This window comes from Nostoc sp. DSM 114159 (assembly GCF_053470285.1).
The window spans coordinates 2,631,026-2,649,628 of the sequence record NZ_JBPFEH010000001.1; the positions used below are offsets into that span (position 1 = coordinate 2,631,026).

At 43.8% G+C, this 18,603-nt stretch carries 8 protein-coding genes; 4 read left to right on the top strand and 4 right to left on the bottom strand.

Annotated elements, in window-relative coordinates:
• Positions 1-74: 74 nt before the first annotated feature.
• Together yidD and ACR5KR_RS10900 are read left to right on the top strand one after the other, a co-directional pair.
• Complete coding sequence (yidD, locus tag ACR5KR_RS10895) at positions 75-581, top strand: membrane protein insertion efficiency factor YidD (RefSeq protein ID WP_448266531.1); 507 nt, start codon at positions 75-77, stop codon at positions 579-581.
• 95 nt (positions 582-676) lie between these two features.
• Positions 677-1,693, top strand: a complete 1,017-nt coding sequence (locus tag ACR5KR_RS10900; RefSeq protein WP_448266532.1) for a sulfate/molybdate ABC transporter ATP-binding protein — start codon at positions 677-679, stop codon at positions 1,691-1,693.
• A gap of 185 nt (positions 1,694-1,878) precedes the next feature.
• Here ACR5KR_RS10900 and ACR5KR_RS10905 read toward each other — a convergent pair whose 3' ends face one another.
• Positions 1,879-4,698 carry a M16 family metallopeptidase gene (locus tag ACR5KR_RS10905; protein ID WP_448266533.1) on the bottom strand — a complete coding sequence of 940 codons (2,820 nt, stop codon included), beginning with the start codon at positions 4,696-4,698 and terminating at the stop codon, positions 1,879-1,881.
• A gap of 401 nt (positions 4,699-5,099) precedes the next feature.
• Between ACR5KR_RS10905 and ACR5KR_RS10910 the strand changes: the two genes are divergently transcribed.
• Positions 5,100-5,567 carry a hypothetical protein gene (locus ACR5KR_RS10910; protein ID WP_445626529.1) on the top strand — a complete coding sequence of 156 codons (468 nt, stop codon included), beginning with the start codon at positions 5,100-5,102 and terminating at the stop codon, positions 5,565-5,567.
• A gap of 411 nt (positions 5,568-5,978) precedes the next feature.
• Here the strand turns inward: ACR5KR_RS10910 and ACR5KR_RS10915 are convergent, their stop codons facing one another.
• Positions 5,979-6,401: a Uma2 family endonuclease gene (locus tag ACR5KR_RS10915; protein WP_448270161.1), complete on the bottom strand. Its 423-nt coding sequence runs from the start codon at positions 6,399-6,401 to the stop codon at positions 5,979-5,981.
• An 84-nt stretch (positions 6,402-6,485) separates the two neighbouring features.
• Here ACR5KR_RS10915 and ACR5KR_RS10920 point away from each other — a divergent pair, with 84 nt between their 5' ends.
• Positions 6,486-10,310 carry a YlcI/YnfO family protein gene (locus ACR5KR_RS10920; RefSeq protein ID WP_448266534.1) on the top strand — a complete coding sequence of 1,275 codons (3,825 nt, stop codon included), beginning with the start codon at positions 6,486-6,488 and terminating at the stop codon, positions 10,308-10,310.
• A 15-nt stretch (positions 10,311-10,325) separates the two neighbouring features.
• On the opposite strand, the gene ACR5KR_RS10925 is transcribed toward ACR5KR_RS10920, so the two are convergent.
• Both ACR5KR_RS10925 and ACR5KR_RS10930 read right to left on the bottom strand, forming a co-directional pair.
• A complete protein-coding gene (locus tag ACR5KR_RS10925) occupies positions 10,326-12,395 on the bottom strand; it encodes a prolyl oligopeptidase family serine peptidase (protein WP_448266535.1) in 2,070 nt (689 codons plus the stop codon).
• Between the two features lie 369 nt (positions 12,396-12,764).
• Entirely contained in the window at positions 12,765-18,575 is a 5,811-nt protein-coding gene (locus ACR5KR_RS10930) for a response regulator (RefSeq protein ID WP_448266536.1), read from the bottom strand.
• Between the last annotated feature and the right edge of the window lie 28 nt (positions 18,576-18,603).

Here is an 18,603-nt window from a genome sequence, read left to right on the forward strand (position 1 = left end):
AGTTTCAAAGAGCTTTTGCGTAAGTACAAAAGAATATTGGTTAGTGCCAATGCCCAATGCCCCAGTTATAAAATATGCAGATTTCCTTATTCGATTCTTTTACTAGACAAATTAGTACTGCCGCAATTACTGGATATCAAAAACATATTTCTCCGCACAAAGGTTTTGCTTGTGCCCACAGAATACTATATGGCGGCGAATCTTGCTCGCAATACATTAAGCGGATAGTTGCTAAGGAAGGGTTAAAAGCAGCTTTTGTTAATTCCCGCGAACGATTTCAAGCTTGCAAGCAAGCCAATCAAATATTGCGAATGCAGAGCGAAAACTCAGAAGAATCTACAGAGGAGGAAAGAGACATGCAGCAACGACAAGCATCTGGTAAAGTTACTCAAAAATCTTCATTTATTAGTAGCGACAATACCAACTGTTTTGATTGTGCCGATTTGGGCTGTAATTGTGTCGAGATCGTTAGCATAACTCCCGATTGTGGTTCCCTAGATTGTGGTGCTGCTGATTGTAGTTCCCTAGATTGCAGTGGTGCTGACTGTAGCTTCCTCGATTGCGGTAGTTGCGGTAGCTAAATCTTGTTCATCCATAAATAACAATATATGGTATATGTAGGACACAGTAATCCTACCAAGGATCTGTAGATTTAGTTGCAGAGGTTATAGTAGCAGTGGGTATAGTAGTTGAGAACGTCTCCAAACAATTTGGGAGTTTCAAGGCAGTTGATGAGGTTAGCCTAGAAATTAAGAGTGGTTCGCTAGTTGCATTACTTGGTCCATCGGGATCGGGTAAATCTACGCTACTACGGTTAATTTCAGGTTTAGAAATGCCAGATAGCGGTAAAATCCTGCTTACCGGTAAGGACGCTACATACCAAAGTGTGCAACAACGAAATATTGGGTTTGTATTTCAGCACTATGCTCTATTCAAGCATCTGACAGTTAAGCAAAATATTGCCTTTGGCTTAGAAATTCGTAAGGCACAGCCAAAGAGGATTAAAGGACGAGTAGAACAGTTACTCGAATTGGTGCAATTGACTGGATTAGGCGATCGCTATCCATCACAACTTTCTGGCGGTCAAAGACAACGCGTAGCTTTAGCTAGGGCTTTGGCAGTAGAACCGGAAGTTTTATTGCTAGATGAACCCTTTGGCGCACTTGATGCTAAAGTCCGCAAAGATTTACGGGCATGGTTACGCCGCCTCCATGATGAGGTTCATGTTACCACAGTTTTCGTTACCCACGACCAAGAAGAAGCAATGGAAGTCTCCGATGAGGTTGTGGTGATGAATAAAGGACGTGTAGAACAGGTGGGGACACCATCTGAAATTTATGATAATCCTGCCACCGCATTTGTAATGAGCTTCATTGGCCCGGTGAATGTGTTACCCAGCAACTCGAAGATTTTTCAAAGTAGCGGGTTTGATGCGCCACACCCACAAGTATTTTTGCGCCCGCAAGATGTGATTTTAGAAAAGGCTGCTAACGGTACCACTACACCTGCAACAGTAAGCCGATTAATACATTTGGGTTGGGAAATTCAGGTAGAATTAACTTTCGATGATGGGCAAGTGGTGATGGCGCATTTAACACGCGATCGCTTTAATGATTTAGAGTTAGAACCCCTACAGCGAGTGTATGTGAAGCCAAAAGATGCAAAGTCTTTTCCAGTGTCTTATTCAATTTGAATGAGGCAGTGTTTCGACTACGCGGCAGTTGAGCGTAGTTGAAACTCAACAACCAGGCAGAAGGCAGAAGGTACGAGGTGATGTTAGCCATGTAAACAATGAAATCCCCGATTTCTTTAAGAAGTCGGGGATTTTGTGATTGCGATTTTTACCAATCAGATAAGATTGTTATTTATCTGAAATAATTAGCTACCCTTGGTTACACTATCTCCAGGCCCGGCGGTGACAATCACCAGATTTTCTGGCTTAATTAAATCTTCAATTGCCTGTTGCATATTAGCCATAGTGACTGCTTGAATCCGCCGAGGAAACTCTCGGATTTCTGAGCGTGAAAGCCCTAAAACAGCATTATCCAAAATGATACTGGATACATCACTAGGATTAGCTAAATCCACAGGGTAGCTATTGGTAATTGAGCGTTTTGCTGCGTTGAATTCAGCTTCAGTTACTCCTTGTTCGCGTAACTGTTTTAGTAAAGCGAGAGTACTGGCGATCGCTTTTTGGGCATCAAGAGGAGCAGTTTGCATTTGAATCAAGAAGGGCCCCGGATTGATCCCAGCAGCAAAACCACTATATATACCGTAGGTTAGACCTTGGCGATCGCGCACTTCTGTACCCAAGCGGCTGGCTAAGGTATCACCACCCAAAATTTGATTTAGCACCAATGCCGCATAATAACGTGGATCTTTCCGGGAGATGCCGTTGTAGCCGATGTAAGTAACAGCCTCAGCTTTACCGGGAATTACTTTATTTAGTTGTGTCAAAGTTTTCGGAAATGGTACGGTTGGTATTTTGAGAACAGGTGGCTTACCTGTGGCCTGCCATTTACCAAACACCTCATTTAGCAAAGCTTTTACCTTAACTTGATCGAAGTCTCCCACTAAGGCGATCGTTGTGGTATCCGGTCGGTAGTGTGTCTGGTAGAAACCAAGCAAATCATCACGAGTAATAGTCTTTAAACTCTCGGCTGTGGGAAAGCTGTGGAATGGATGATTTTCAGGGTAAATTGCCTGTTGGAATACTTGCCTTCCCAAACCTCTAGGGTCATCTAGCTGGACTTTCAGACTTGTCAATGCCCTTTGGCGACTTAGTTCTAACTGATCTGCGGGGAAAGTGGCGTTTTCTAACACATCTGCCAGAGTTTGAATCAATATTGGCAAATTTGCTGAAAGTCCCTCACCACTAACGCTAGTTCCCTCGCGGCTAGCGCTGAAACTCAAATCGGCTCCCAGGTCTTCTAAGGTTTTTGCTAGGGTCAGAGCATTTTTAGTCTGCGTCCCATTCATTAAGTTGCTTGCAGTTAGATTCGCTAATCCAGCTTTTTGATTGCCGTCAAATTCACTACCAGCGTCAATTTGTCCGCTTAAGTTAATAGTGGGAAGATTGCGATCGCTCAACAGCAGAACCTTCAAACCATTCTTTAAGGTAAACTCTTCTGGTAGTGATTGTTTAGCTGAATCTGTCTCTGATGTGGCAGGTGGCAAATATTTTGCTAGTTCTGCTGGATCTACAGGCTTACCAGGGCTGAAATTTTCCACCGTGCGACTAGAACCAGCGCTAGAAGTTCCTGGTTTACCATCTGGTTGAGTCGGCTCAAAGAAACCAATGGTTTGTTGAGCCGGATTGAGGTAAGTTTTTGCAGCTTTTTGGACTTGAGCAGGAGTTACTTTTGCGATCGCAGCCAGATACCTTTCAATAAAATGATAATCCCCTGCGATCGTTTGGTTATATCCCAGTTGATTAGCTTGACTAGTGATATCTTGATTACCCAAAATATACGAGGCTTGCAGTTGCGTCTTTGCCCGCTTCAACTCTTCTGAGGTAACAGGCTGCTCTTGCAATTTTACTAAAGATTCCTGGAGTACCTGGGCAATTTTCCCTAGTTCTTGACCGGGAGCCGCTGTAGCATTAATTTCATACCAACCCGGTTCGATCAGTTCGGCAGCACCACCACTCACTGAACTAGCCAGTCCAGATTCCACTAAAGCCTGATAAAGTCGAGAACTACGTCCACCTGTAAGAATGGCATCCATCAAATCAATTGCTGGAACATCAGGATGTTTAATATCTGGCAGAGGATACACCGCTTGCAATAGTGCTGTACTTCCAGGTTGCTTGAGGACAATCGGTGCTTTTTTCGCAGCAGGGGTAGATGGAGAAGCGTTGGCAACAGAAGAAGATGCCGAGGAATTATCAATCGTTCTCCTGGCATTATTGACTACCGTATTCTTTTTTGCTCGTTGCGATAACTTCCCAAAAGTTTCTTGGACAACTTTGAGTGCGGGTTTTGTGGCAAAATCTCCGGTAATCACCAATGTGGCATTTTCTGGGCTGTAGTAGGTTTGGTAATAATTCCGTACCTGCTCGACCGTGAATTTCTCGACATCGGCTTTTGTGCCTCCCACTGATAAACCATAAGCTCGATTGGGGAAAGCAGCCCGCATCACTGCCTTACTCAGACGATAACCTGGTGAATTTTCATATCCCTGTAACTCGGAGATCACCACCCGCTTTTCACTGGTGAGCTGTTCCGGCCCAATTAAGGAGTTTTCCATGCGATCGGCTTCTAGTGTCAGCAGTGCTTCTAATTTGTCTCGCTGCACTGTGCCAAAGTAAGCTGTTTCGTCATAACTAGTAAAAGCATTGAACTGGCTACCCAAAGCACTAAACAACCGTCCAAACTGTACTGGACGGTCATTTGTACCTTTGAACATCAAATGTTCTAGCTGGTGAGAAATACCATTCTCTCCCTTAACCTCGTTGCGTGAGCCAACTTTATACCAAACTTGCACGCTCACCACGGGAGCAGTATGGACTTCCTTAGTTAGTACCGTTAAGCCGTTGTCTAATACCGTTTTTTGCACTCCTTGGGTGAATGAGAGGGCTGAAACAGGTGTGACTGCTGTTGGTGTTGCAGCATTAGTGAAATTGCCATGCATTGGCACGATAGTTAAAATAAGGCTGAGGAAAAATCCTAAAAGCATCATGTACGATCGCCGTTTCATAAGCAATACAAAATTTCCAATTTTAAAATAAAACCCCAAAGGGTATTTCAAAATTTAAATCTAACTCAAGTTGCTAGTTATTGAGGGAATAAGACAAAAATGAAATCAAAATTTCCTTAAAACAAATATGACAGGGGAAGATGATATGTAAACTTATTGCTGTACTACTTTTTTGCCCATAGCATATCTGGGTGCATTTGTTAAAACTACCCAAGGGTTATCAGGTTCGCAGAGCAAACTTTTACAGAATATTAGAAATTATTGCAAATATATTAACAAGCATTGCAATGTGTTCCATTTTACACGATTGTAGCAATATCTACTTTTAAAATTGATTTGATACCTATTGTCATCCCATTCGGGTAAGTATCTCCGTCAAACTAGCAAAAACTTTTTTAGATATGCAAACAAGAAATTTGATTGGATCGTTTACATTAGGTATGCTGTTAACAGCAATACCTGTATTATCAGCTAATGCCTCAGAAGTAGTACCAAACTTATACCAGTTTCAAGGTAAGAACGTCAGCATTAGTTACTCAACGACAAGCTTTACTGGCAAGCCCCTTTTTACCTATAAAGATAAGCAACAAACATTAAACTTTCAAGGTACTGAGCAGATCCGTAGTGTAGAAACAGAAATTGGTACATTAGTAAGTGTGACTATCCGTAAGACAGTAGATACTGGCAATACCGTGTTTACTTTGATTTTACCCCGTGTAAACCTTGGAAAAACCAACTCAGCGCCAGTAGAAACTAAGGGAATCACAACAACAAATCTCTTTTCTGTGATTCCTAAATTCAACCAAGGGCAAAGACAAACTTATACGACAATCCATTTGACTGGTACAGCTCAAGCTGTCGCGTTTTAACCGCACAAGAAGGATAAAAATATCAAACTTCTTGCTCACATCGGGAAAAGCGGTAATACTGTTTGGTTAAGGCAAGACACGATGAATCGCCGTCTCTACAATAATTATTCCTTTGTAGAGAGGGTGATTTCTCGCATCTTTAATAATCTAGAATTTTTATCAAAAAATCTTAACCGAAGCGTATTGAGGGTGAAGGTAAATAATTGTTTGTCTTCATTATTATTGCTTAACCCTTTGTTAAGGTTGATATCGCATGATTTATGAAATAGATAATAATTTAAATGAAGTAAAGGTTATTTTTATCCAGGTTTTAATTAAAGATTATCAAGACTTTTAAGATACATTTTAAAAATAAGTAATTTAGGCGATGCCTACGGCGGTAAACTACGCTCTCTCCCTTGTTCTCTAAAATTACCGTTTAATTTGTCTAGGAAACTTAGAAACTAACAAAGATTGCTCTAACTCCCCTTGCTCATTATAGAATGTCATTTGACCTTGTTCATTACATAACCATACTTCCACAGCTTGAGCTTCTAAATATAAATTTCTTTTAAATTCCATTTCTTCCAAAGTGTTACCAGTTGATTTCACTTCTACACAAATTTCTGGTGCAATAGACGCTGATACTTCATCTTCAATTTGAGAAAATCGTTCTTCTGAACACCAGACAACATCAGCACCTTTCACCCCGTCTGATATATTAACAGCACATTCTGGCATTACTTCCCCTGTATTCAATAAAGATTCCAATAAACGTTGGATTCTTACTTGATAAAAATAATGTTTAATTTTGACTGGACTCATGACGATTTGACCCCATTTATTTAATTCAATTTTGAAGGGTAAATCTTGTAATTGTTTGTGTTCGCAAACTTCTTACCATTTCATAATTAATATTTGCCTAGAGTGAGTGATTGATTGAATTTTAACTCATCTATCAATATTAAAACTCACCCTCTGATTGCAGATAAAGAGAGTGGAAGCAAACTTAGTCTTACTATTCTATGGGCACAATACAATAAATGGTATCCATATCTGGTTACACTCATTGCTATGGAACGCGAAGCCTTAACAATCTGTTTTCCGCCTGACTTGCTTGCAAAAGCCAGGAAACTCAAGGAAGGTAGCGAATCATTTAATGATTTAATAGTTAAGGCTTTAGAACGGGAAATGCGACACCGCCAGAGATGGGCTGCCGATCGTCGCACCAAGGCTGAAAACCTCTTTGTTGGTGGCGGCGAGATAGGTGCATTGTTGAGATCGCACGATTGGTCGCAAACGCCGCTAGGGGCCGTCGAAACCTGGTCGGACAGTCTAAAAACGGCTGTGCAGATCCTATTGACAGAACTAGATCGAGTCCAGCAGCTAGAATCCGATCTGCTGTCGGTTAGCACATCAACAGATACCTTGCCTCAAGCTGCCCAAGCCGATGCGCTTCGAGTCAAGCTCACCAATGCGTTACGCCCCCTGACTGACGCTAATGAGATTCAGGGGATCGCTGCCCGCATTCTAGGCGAGTCTCTAGGTGCAAGCCGCGTCATTTACATCGAAGTGTTACCCGGCAGTAAGGAGATCATCGTTCATAAAAACTACACGAACGGCGTTGCCGAACTGAGCGGACTGTACCATCTAGAAGACTTTGGGCGCAACCTGACAGATGACCATCGAGCGGGGCGAACGGCGATCGTTCCTGATGTGGTCAACTACTCTAAATACACAGCCAGCGAAAAGGCAATATATCAAACGATTGATATTGCGGCGCATATTGATGTGCCGCTGATCGAGAACGATCAATTTGTCGCTTTGCTGGCGGTGCATCAGGCAAACCCTCGCCAGTGGACGAAAGATGAGGTAAGACGAGTCGAGGAAACCGCAGAGCAGACGTGGGCAGCTGTCGAGCGTGCCCGTGCTGAAGCAGCATTACGCAAGAGCCGCACCGAACTGGAAGGGCAACTGCGGAAGTTTGACGCGCTTGTCGCTGCAATTCCCGATTTTATTTACACCTTTGATTTGGCGGGACGGTTCACGTATGTCAACCCGGCGTTGCTCAATCTTTGGCAGAAAACTTCGCATGAAGCTTTGGGAAAAAACTTTTTTGAGCTGGATTATCCAACCGATTTAGCAACCCGACTTCAGCAGCAGATTCAACAGGTGATCGCCACGCACCAGCCGCTCAAGGATGAAATGCCCTACACTAGCGCAATCGGCACACGCGCCTATGAATACATTTTCGTGCCAATTTTGGGCATAAACGGCGTAGTAGATGCAGTGGCAGGCGTGACGCGAGACATCACCGAGCGCAAACAGGTAGAGCAAGCTTTGCGCCAAAGCGAGAAGCAGACTCGAAATATTTTAGAGAGCATCGCTGAAGCCTTCTTTGCACTGGATGAGAACTGGCAGTTTACTTATATGAATCCATCTGCCGAAATACTACTAGATCGCACTCCAGGCGATTTAGTTGGCAAGAATTTGTGGTCAGAATATCCAGGACTGATTAGCAATGAATTGGCCCAGGTTTACTGGAGCGCCATGCGCGATCGTGTGGCTGCGTCAATGACCGCGTTTTACCCGGATCACGATCGCTGGTACGAAGTTCGCACCTACCCGGCCCCAAACGGCATCAGCGTTTATTTCAGCAACATCACCCAGCGCAAACAAGCCGAACGACAAGTGGAGTTTTTAACCGAGTTAAGCCGAAGACTCGGCACTGTGACGGATGCAGTGGAAATCAACCGCATCGTCACGCGCGAAGTCGGAACGTTTTTGAACGGGCATCGCTGCTATTATCTTGATGTCACGCCAGACGGCAGCCAGGTAACGGTTTTACCCGATTGGCGGCTCGACGGATCGGATCTTGCCGGAACTTACGACCTTTCCCTTTTCGGCGCGAAGGAATGGTGGGAAACGGCGGCACGTCAACCGTTCGGGATTGATGACGTGAACGTGCATCCGTGGACAAAGGATTTCGCCGACAATTACACGCCGATCAATCTGCAATCCTACGTCATCGCACCGTTTGTCCGTGAAGGGCGTTGGGTAGCTTCGATCGGAGTCAGTTCCAACAAGCCGCGCCATTGGACGGCGGATGAGATGTTGTTGCTGGAAAACGTTGCAGCGCGTGTCGCTCCGCTGATCGAACGCGCCCGAACTGAAGCCGCCTTGCGCGACAGTGAAAACCGCTTTCGGATGGCGATCGAAGCTGCCCAATTAGGTACGTGGGACTGGAATTTCATCACCAACCAATTGATTTGGGATGAGGGTTGCAAAGCCATGTTTGGCTTACCACCAGAAGCCGAGAGCAGCATTGAGGTCTTTTTTGCCGGACTGCACCCCGACGATCGCGAACGACTAGAACAGGTGGTGCAATGGACTTTGAATCCGGCCAGCAACGGCAAGTATGACGCAGAATATCGCACGATTGGGATTCAGGATGGGGTTGAACGGTGGATTGCGGCCAGAGGACAGGCTTACTTTGATGCTGCCGACAATCCACAACGCTTTGTTGGCACTGTACTCAATATCACTGAGCAAAAACGCATTGATGCAGAACGAGAACAACTCCTGGTTCGCGAACAAGCTGCAAGAGAGGCAGCCGATCGCGCCAACCGGATCAAAGATGAGTTTTTGGCGGTGCTGTCCCATGAATTGCGATCGCCTCTCAACCCGATTTTGGGCTGGACACACTTACTACAAAACGGCAAACTCAGCGAAGCTCGTAGAGCTGAAGCCTTGAAAATTATCGAGCGCAATGCCAATTTACAGACGCAACTAATCGAAGACTTGCTCGACATCTCGCGCATCATGCAGGGTAAACTCAGTTTAACAGCGGCTCCGGTCAGGTTGACTTTTGTGATTTCTGCCGCAGTGGAAACGGTGCGTTTGGCAGCAGAAGCAAAAAATATTGCGATCGCGCTCGATCTTGATTCTAAGATCGCTCTGATTTCTGGCGATGCAGCCCGCTTGCAACAAGTAATGTGGAATTTACTTACCAATGCGGTTAAGTTTACACCCAACAGCGGACAAGTAACCGTTGAACTGCGGCAACTCGACGGGCTAGCTCAGATTCGGGTAGTCGATACTGGTAAGGGCATCAATCCCCAGTTTTTACCTTATGTATTTGAGTATTTTCGGCAAGAAGACGGCTCAACGACACGCAAATTTGGCGGGTTGGGATTGGGGCTAGCGATCGTGCGACAAATTGTAGAAATGCACGGGGGCACGGTGACAGCAGAAAGTCAGGGTGAGAATCAAGGTGCAACCTTTATCATCCAATTGCCCCTCATGCAGCAGGCAAGAGCGATGCCTGCGGCAAGAGCAAAGCTCAACGCATCTGAGCCAATACACACACAGATAGAAGCAGAAGTGCCTTTAGACGGCGTTCAAATTTTGCTGGTGGATGACAATACCGATACCCGCGAGTTTCAGGCATTTGTGTTAGAACAAAGCGGTGCAAATGTGACAGCCGTCACTTCTGGCTTAGAAGCTTTGCAAGCTCTAGAGCAGTTCACTCCTGACGTGCTAGTGAGTGACATAGGTATGCCTGAGATGGACGGCTATATGCTGATGCAGCAGATTCGATCTCGCCCACCGAATCAAGGAGGAAACATTCGAGCGATCGCACTAACCGCTTATGCCGCAGAAATTGACCAACAAAAAGCGCTTCAGGTAGGATTTCAAACTCACATTACAAAACCTGTAGAGCCAGAGAAGTTAGTGAGGGCGATAGTTAGTTTAGTCTCATAGGGTAGGCAATGCCCACTAAAATTTCACATCTAAAGCACGTACCAAAAAAGCCCATTTGTCTGCGGCTTCTTCGATAATTTTAGCCGTGGGTTTACCCGCACCATGTCCGGCTTTAGTCTCAATTCTAATTAGCGTTGGCGTATCACCTGTGTGAGCCTCTTGCAAAGCTGCGGCAAATTTGAAACTATGAGCAGGGACAACGCGATCGTCATGATCGGCTGTGGTAATTAAGGTTGCTGGGTAAGCTGTATCTGGTTTGATATTGTGTAATGGCGAATAAGCATACAGCGCCGGAAACTCTTCTGGATTATCCGCAGAACCATATTCAGAAGTCCAAGCCCAACCGATGGTAAATTTGTGGAATCGCAACATATCCATAACGCCGACTGCTGGTAACGCTGCACCAAACAAATCGGGACGTTGCGTTATACAAGCACCCACTAATAAACCGCCGTTACTACCACCTGCGATCGCTAGCTTCTCAGTCTTAGTGTACTTGTTAGCAATCAACCACTCAGCAGCGCCAATAAAGTCATCAAAGACATTCTGCTTTTTATCCTTTATTCCTGCTTGATGCCATTCTTCGCCGTATTCTCCACCGCCGCGGATATTAGGCATCGCATAGACACCACCCATCTCCATCCACACTAACAGACTCACAGAAAAGCCAGGTGTCATTGAAGCATTAAAACCACCATAAGCATAGAGATAAGTAGGGTTATTTCCATCTAATTTAATACCCTTTTTGTGGGTAATAAACATTGGTACTCTAGTACCATCTTTGCTGTGATAAAAGACTTGTTTTGTCTCGTAATCATCAGGATTAAAATCGACCACTGGTTGACGGAAAATCTCACTTTTTCCTGTCACCATATCGTAGCGATAAATAGTGCCTGGTATAGTAAAGCTGGTAAAGCTATAAAAAGTTTCAGTATCATAACGCTTGCCCCCAAAGCCTCCAGCTGAACCGAGTCCGGGTAGTTCTACCTCTCGAATAAACGCACCTTTGAGGTCAAAAATTTTGATTTGAGTGTGAGCATCTTTGAGGTAATCAGCAACGAACTGATTATTAAGTATACCGACACTTTCGAGAGTTTCCGCAGATTGGGGAATGATTTCTTGCCAATTTTCTGGAGCGGGGTTTTTGGTATCAATCGCAATAACCCTTCCCCGTGGTGCATTTAAATCTGTGCGAAAATAAAAGACGCTATCATCATTGTCGATAAAGCTATAATCTGCTTCAAATTGGTTAATCAGTTCTATGACTTCCGCATTAGGGTTAGTTAAATCTTTGGAAAAAACCAAATTTTTAGAGTCAGTACCTAGCCAAATTGAAATTATTAGATAGCGTCCATCTTCAGTAACGCCACCACTAAAACCCCATTCCTTTTGGTCAGGACGATGATAAATTAAAACGTCTTCTGATTGAGGTTTACCTAGTTGATGATAGTAGAGCTTTTGATAATAGTTGACATCTTCTAATTGAGTTTTTTCATTTGGTTCATCGTAGCGACTGTAGAAAAAACCTTGATTATCGTGTGTCCAAGATGCGCCAGAGAATTTAATCCATTTCAGGTGGTCTTGAAGGTCTTCACCAGTTTCAATATTGCGTACTTTCCACTCTTGCCAATCAGAACCGGAGGAGGAAAGACCATAAGCTAAAAGCTTACCATCCTCGCTAATCGATAATCCCGAAAGAGCAACAGTACCATCTTCTGAGAGTTTATTGGGATCTAGTAAAACTTTGGGTTGGTCGTCGAGGGTTTTCAAGGTGTAAAAGACACTTTGGTTTTGCAGCCCGTCATTTTTAAAATAAAAGTAGCTTTCACCTTCTTTAAAAGGAATACCGTATTTTTCATAATCCCAAAGTTTGGTGAGGCGCTGTTTAATTTTTTCCCTAGCAGGAATTTCACTCAGGTAGCCAAAAGTAACTTGATTTTGTGCCTCAATCCAAGTTCTTGTTTCTTCAGAGTCAGGATCTTCTAACCAACGGTAAGGATCTGCGACTAAAGTACCGTGGTAATTGTCAGCTTGATTGCTTTTATGGCTGGTTGGGTAACTGAGAGATTTTTCAGAAGAAGGCATAGTCTTAGGTCAAAGTGCTTCTTTACATACTACAAAGATAGACCCAAGACTTGGGGTATTCACTCTAATTTTTCTCAAAGGGAAAGCCCCGGCAGAAGCCGAAGCCAATACGTGCTATTTTAATTCATAGAACAATTGTACTATAAAAACGGGTATCAGCTGTAACAAAACGTGAGTTCGATGAACCTCTCCCGGACAACCTCCCTCTCCCACGGGGAAAGGGAGGAGTAACGAGAAATTAGGGTTTTGGCTCCCCTCTCCGTGTCGGAGAGGGGTTGGGGGAGAGGTCAAAAAAGGGCTTGTCAAACTCACGTTAACAAAGGTAGAAGCGTGTAGAGTTTTCCCTAAAATCTAAGTCTTTTGGTTGATTTAGTTAACAAGTTTCTCTCCTTTCAGCATCCGCGCTGCGGCTTCAAGTAGAGCTTCTTCGAGATAGGGCTTGGTAAAGTAGCCACTAGCACCGAGTTGAGCGGCAATCTGTCTGTGCTTGTCTGCACCGCGCGAGGTGAGCATTGCGATCGGTAAGTGGTTGAGGTTAGAGTCTTTCTGGATGCGAGAGAGTAATTCCAGACCGTCGCAACGGGGCATTTCGATATCGCAAAATACAATATCGCAAGGCAGACCTGAGCGGAGTTTATCCCAAGCTTCCTGACCGTCACGCGCTTGTTCTACGCGATAACCGGCTTTATTAAATGTCAGGGATAGCAATTCTCGGACTGTGATTGAGTCATCGACAATCAGCACTGTCGGGTCAATCTTCGCGGGAGAGGTATCTGGAGGAGTGAGTTTTTGTTGCCAAGAATTGCCACCAGCTTGTGTAGAAATCCGTCCCTGGAAGATGTCAATTATTTCTAGTACATCAGCAATGGGCATAATCCGACCATCGCCCAAGACTGTAGCACCAGCTACACCAATTGGTTTAGGCGCTGGCCCTTCAAATTGCTTAATTACAATTTCTTGTTCGCTTAACACCAGGTCAATCTGTAGAGCAATCAGGGTATTTGCCGATCGCACCACAACCACAGAAACCATATCATCATCTCTGGTGCCGCCATAGACATTACCGCGACTGATTTGGCGATTGAAGGTTAAAAGTTCCTTCAGGGGTCGGAATGGTAGCACCGTATCGCGCCAGGAAATAAATGATTGCCCATTGGCATCGTGCTGAATATTTTTGACTGGGATATCCAGCGTATCTTCTACACCATCCATCGGGAAGGCAATTCTGGAGCGATCGGAGACGCAGCAGAGAGCTTTACAAATACTTAGAGTCAGTGGTAAACGAATGGTGAAGGTGGTTCCTTTGCCGCTCGCAGAATCGGTGTTAACTGTTCCCCGAATTTCGCTAATTTCGGAGCGCACTACGTCCATACCCACGCCACGACCAGAAATTTCATCGGCTTGATCTTTAATCGTAAAACCAGACTGGAACAGCAGATCGTAGACTTCCAGACGAGACATGGCTTTTGCCTGCGCTTCTGTAATCATGCCAATCTTCACCGCCTTAGCCTTAACCTTTGCGGAATCGATACCTGCACCATCATCGCCGACAGAAATGATCGTTTGGTTCCCTTGGTGGAAGGCACGGATAGTAATGATTCCTACAGGTGGTTTACCGGCAGTTTGCCTTTCTTCTGGCGTTTCAATACCGTGAGCGATCGCATTATTCAGCATATGAGTCAACGGATCGGTCAGATGATCCAAAATCATCTTGTCAATTAAGGTATCGCCACCTTCGATCACCAACTCTACTTGTTTGCCACACTTAATGGCGTTGTCGCGCACTCCTCGCCGCCAGCGATCGATAGTTTGAGCAAAAGGCACCATTCGCGCTCTAGTTAATCCCTCTTGTAACTGGGTGGTTACTTGGCGAAACTGCCTTGCTACGCGCTCGGTTTCTTCGGTAACAAAATCAATGTCACTTGCCGACTCACGTACTCGCACAATCCGCTCAATCATCTGCTGGGACAGCGTATGGAAGGGAGTAAAACGATCCATTTCTAACTCGCTAAAACCCCTATCGGCATTGGAATCAGGGTCTTGTAAGCCGGAGTCTTTCTTTTTACGTCCAGCTAATAGAGAAGCTTCCAGTAGCGATCGCTCGTACAACTCCTGCATCCTTGCGCCTACATCTGAGAGTTGTTGTACCTGAATTAGCAAGTTATCTAATGACTGTCGCAGTCGTTCATGATCCTGCTCTAAGGTATTGCGATTTACCACCAATTCCCCAACTAAATTACTCATATCGTCCAGTTGCTTAACTGGAACCTTCATCGTTTCTTCAAATCTCGCAGCCCGACGAGTAGACGGACGGGTAGCTTGGCTGGTGTTCGATTTTACTACAGTAGAATGGGATATTGTTTGATTCGCTTCTGCCAGCAATTTCTCTAAGTCACCAAATTCATCTTTTATGGCTGGTGATGGAGTAGCATTTTTAGCTGAGACTGGTTGAGTGTTGAAGGGCTGGCGTTGGCGTAGACCGTCGTAGACATCGTTGTTGTTATCTGTACTTAGCAAGTCTTCCAAGGCAGCAAAATCTACTTCTGGTATCTTCTTAGCTTTGGGGATGGGTACTATGTCCTCTTCTAATAATGCTGCCAAGTCTGCAAATTCATCTTCTTGAGCAACTATTTCAGTGGTTTTTGTCAACAATAAATTATTTTCAACAACTGTGTTTTCTCTTGTATCAAAGGTAATTTCTAAATTATTATTTTCCTCAGTCTCTAAAACTTCTGGGCTTGTCTGGACTGAATCTGAAGTTTCCTCAAAATTAATAGTTTCTGATAGTTCGTCCACAGTATTCTCTGTGGTGTCCATTTGAATATAGGTCAATTCATTTGTTGCGACTTCAAACAGCAGTTGTGAATTTTCATCGAGAGAGCCGAACAAGTCACCTGGCTGTGCTTCGGATAATGCTGAATCTGAAGTTTCTCCAAAACTAATAGTTTCTGATAGCTCGTCCACAGTATTCTCTGTGGTGTCCATCTGAATATAGGTCAATTCATTTGTTGCGACTTCAAACAGCAGTTGTGAATTTTCATCGAGAGAGCCGAACAAGTCACCTGGCTGTGCTTCGGATAATGCTGAATCTGAAGTTTCTCCAAAACTAATAGTTTCTGATAGTTCGTCCACAGTATTCTCTGTGGTGTCCATTTGAATATAGGTCAATTCATTTGTTGCGACTTCAAACAGCAGTTGTGAATTTTCATCGATAGAGCCGAACAAGTCACCTGGCTGTGCTTCGGATAATGCTGAATCTGAAGTTTCTCCAAAACTAATAGTTTCTGATAGTTCGTCCACAGTATTCTTTGTGGTGTCCATCTGAATATAGGTCAATTCATTTGTTGCGACTTCAAACAGCAGTTGTGAATTTTCATCGATAAAGCCGAACAAGTCACCTGGCTGTGCTTCGGATAATACTGAATCTGAAGTTTCTCCAAAACTAATAGTTTCTGATAGTTCATCCACAATATTGTCTGTGGTGTCCATCTGAATATAGGTCAATTCATTTGTTGCGACATCTTCAGAGTCGAACAAGTCACCTGGCTGTGCTTCGGATAATGCTGAATCTGAAGTTTCTCCAAAACTAATAGTTTCTGAGAGTTCGTCCACAGTATTTTCTGTGGTGTCCATCTGAATATAGGTCAATTCATTTGTTGCGACTTCAAACAGCAGTTGCGGATTATCCTCAAAAGAGCCTAATGAATTAACTTCCAGATCGACAGCAGATATATCTGAGCTTCCATGAGTAAATTCTGGAACAAAATCTAAAGATTCTGGTTGTTGTGGCCTGAGAATTTCTTCTCCAGGATGCTGCGCGAACAAAGGCGTTTCAGGCGTAGAGGTATCGTTGATTATAGGAGAAATAGTTAAGTTACTTGATGTTAATTCATCAAATAAATTATCTCCCGAGTCTGATGATAATATCAAATCTAGCTGTTCTTGATGCTGGAAATTGATATCAAAATCTTCTTCTATATCAAAATTGGCTATAGGAGAAGGTATGGACTGCTGATTATCAGCAAAAATGTCATCAGCCGCCGCAGTAAACAAACTTTCATCTAACGCCCTTTCCACATTCTGCTCAATTAAGGAATCGAATTCGTCCTTTTCCTCTGTGGTTTCCTGGTTCCAGAAGTTGCTCAGATCGTTTTCTGATTGAGAAAACTCAGGTTCTGTTACTGGAGGCGTATCAAATAAATCAGTGATTTCTGGTTCACTTGTCGATAGTTGTGGCTGTTCTTCCATTTCAGCAAACAAGTTGTCCAAAGACAAGTCTGTTGGCTGAGGTAATTCTATGTAGTCACTAGGGGTAATTTCTTCTACCCAATTTGCATTTTTAGTTTCTAAAAATAAGTTATCAAAATTATTTTCTTGGTTAGTAGATAGTTCCACACTAGTAAACGGCTCAGTTTCTGGTTGAGTGACATTGCTAGTTGGCAATAGTTCATCATCATCTAACCCCAGTGTCAATAAATCTTCGACTACACTATTTTGGGCAATCTCGCTATTAGTCTGGTTTAGATCGCTAGAAATATCAATAAATTCTTGTAAAATTTCTGAAGAAGATGAGTCTAAATTTATCTCAAATTCGTTAATATCGCTCAACTCTAAAGGCGTAGCAGATGTTTGTTGATTTTGCGGTTCTGAATTATCTTTTTCTAGGAAATGGTCGCCAAATAACAAAGATAAATCTTCTGTTGTAGCGGTGGTTGTTGGATGTAGCGCGTTGCTTATATCCTCATTAAAGGAGAGTAAGTCAGATAAATCGTTATGAGCATCTTCAGCCTCAGTGCTGCTCAAATCAATTCCAAAGTCATCGATAGTAACAATATCTAAGGTTTCTTCTTGATGCCAGCTTTCATCTAGTTCGGGAGTCTCACCGTCAAATAAATCGGCAAGGGTATTTAACTCAGCTATTCCTACTTCTGGACCATTGGGATCGAGATTGTTACTGATTGGGTGTGCTTCGTCATGTGTGGTGAAAGTAAGACTAGTGTTTCTACTTTCGTTTAGTGGTATTCCTTGTAACTGAAGGGAGGGGCGTTCGTCGGAGACGTTGGCGTAGCCAGACGCTCGTGGACTCCCTAACGCTGTGCTATCGCTACTATCTTTGTCTAAATTCAGTTCTTCAGTTGTCTGGGCTAACGCCTTGGTGTCACCAGATAGAACTGACTCTGATTCTGTCAGAACCGGAGATTGTTCATCAAATAAATCAGGGGTTATTTCTAATAACTCAATTTCTGCAAAGTTTAAAAGTGCCTCTAGTTGCTGACTAATTGCAATTTCGGCTTCTCTACCTTGCAGAACTAATTCTTGAGCTTGTTTGATTTCGGTAATGACAATTTTAGCTAAAGTCAGATAAGTATTTTCGGGATTGCCGATCGCACTGGCTGCTGCTTGACACAAACCACACCAGTTGGGCAAATTCCAAGTTTCACCAAGTTTGACTAATTGGTGACAGCATTGCTGGAGGTTTTGCCGAGTTGAAGGTGTTGTAGTTTGCTTAAATAATTGCAACATTTCCCGCAGTGTTTGCAGCACTTGGGCTTGAAACTCACTCCAGTTATTATTTTCTTTAGCGGTGACTGGCGCTAGCGCCTCTTGGGGTGCTACCGAGTCTGAAGATTCCTGATGAGTGTATTCTGCCAGATCGGGAATATCTCGCCGCATGAAAATTTCTGTAAGTGTGGAGACATTCTCTATAGAGGTTGTGAGTTCTGTTGCGTCAGAACTGCTGGCTACTCCACTCTTTGCTTGTTCTACAAGTAGTTCCAGATGTTGATACAGCCATTGAAAAACTGGCTCAGTTTCTGACATCAAAGTATTAGCTGCATCTTCAGAAAGACCATAAGGCCCACTCAAATGCTCTAAAAGCGATTTTAGGGTATCAGAGACACCAAGAAATAAAGACTCTAACTTTTGGTCAATCTGAACCGGATTATCTTTGAGAATTTTGAAACAATCTTCCAGACGGTGGGAGGTATGCTGGATGCTAGTCAATCCAAGCATCGCCGCTCCTCCTTTGATGGAGTGAGCCGCCCGGAAGACCTCACTGATCATTTCCGGGTCGTTCAGGGTACCTTCTAAATTCAGCAAGCCCTGCTCAATGGTATTCAGGTGATCCCTGGCTTCTTCGATAAAGTAACCCAAAATCCGCTGTTGTTGTTCCGGCAGCATAGCAAAAGTTATGAGTTATGAGTTATGA

Bases quoted from the DNA above. Each gene is read 5' to 3' on its own strand.
- yidD (WP_448266531.1), top strand. From the start codon at position 75: ATGCAGATTTCCTTATTCGATTCTTTTACTAGACAAATTAGTACTGCC.
- ACR5KR_RS10905 (WP_448266533.1), bottom strand. From the start codon at position 4,698: ATGAAACGGCGATCGTACATGATGCTTTTAGGATTTTTCCTCAGCCTT.
- ACR5KR_RS10910 (WP_445626529.1), top strand. From the start codon at position 5,100: ATGCAAACAAGAAATTTGATTGGATCGTTTACATTAGGTATGCTGTTA.
- ACR5KR_RS10925 (WP_448266535.1), bottom strand. From the start codon at position 12,395: ATGCCTTCTTCTGAAAAATCTCTCAGTTACCCAACCAGCCATAAAAGC.
- ACR5KR_RS10930 (WP_448266536.1), bottom strand. From the start codon at position 18,575: ATGCTGCCGGAACAACAACAGCGGATTTTGGGTTACTTTATCGAAGAA.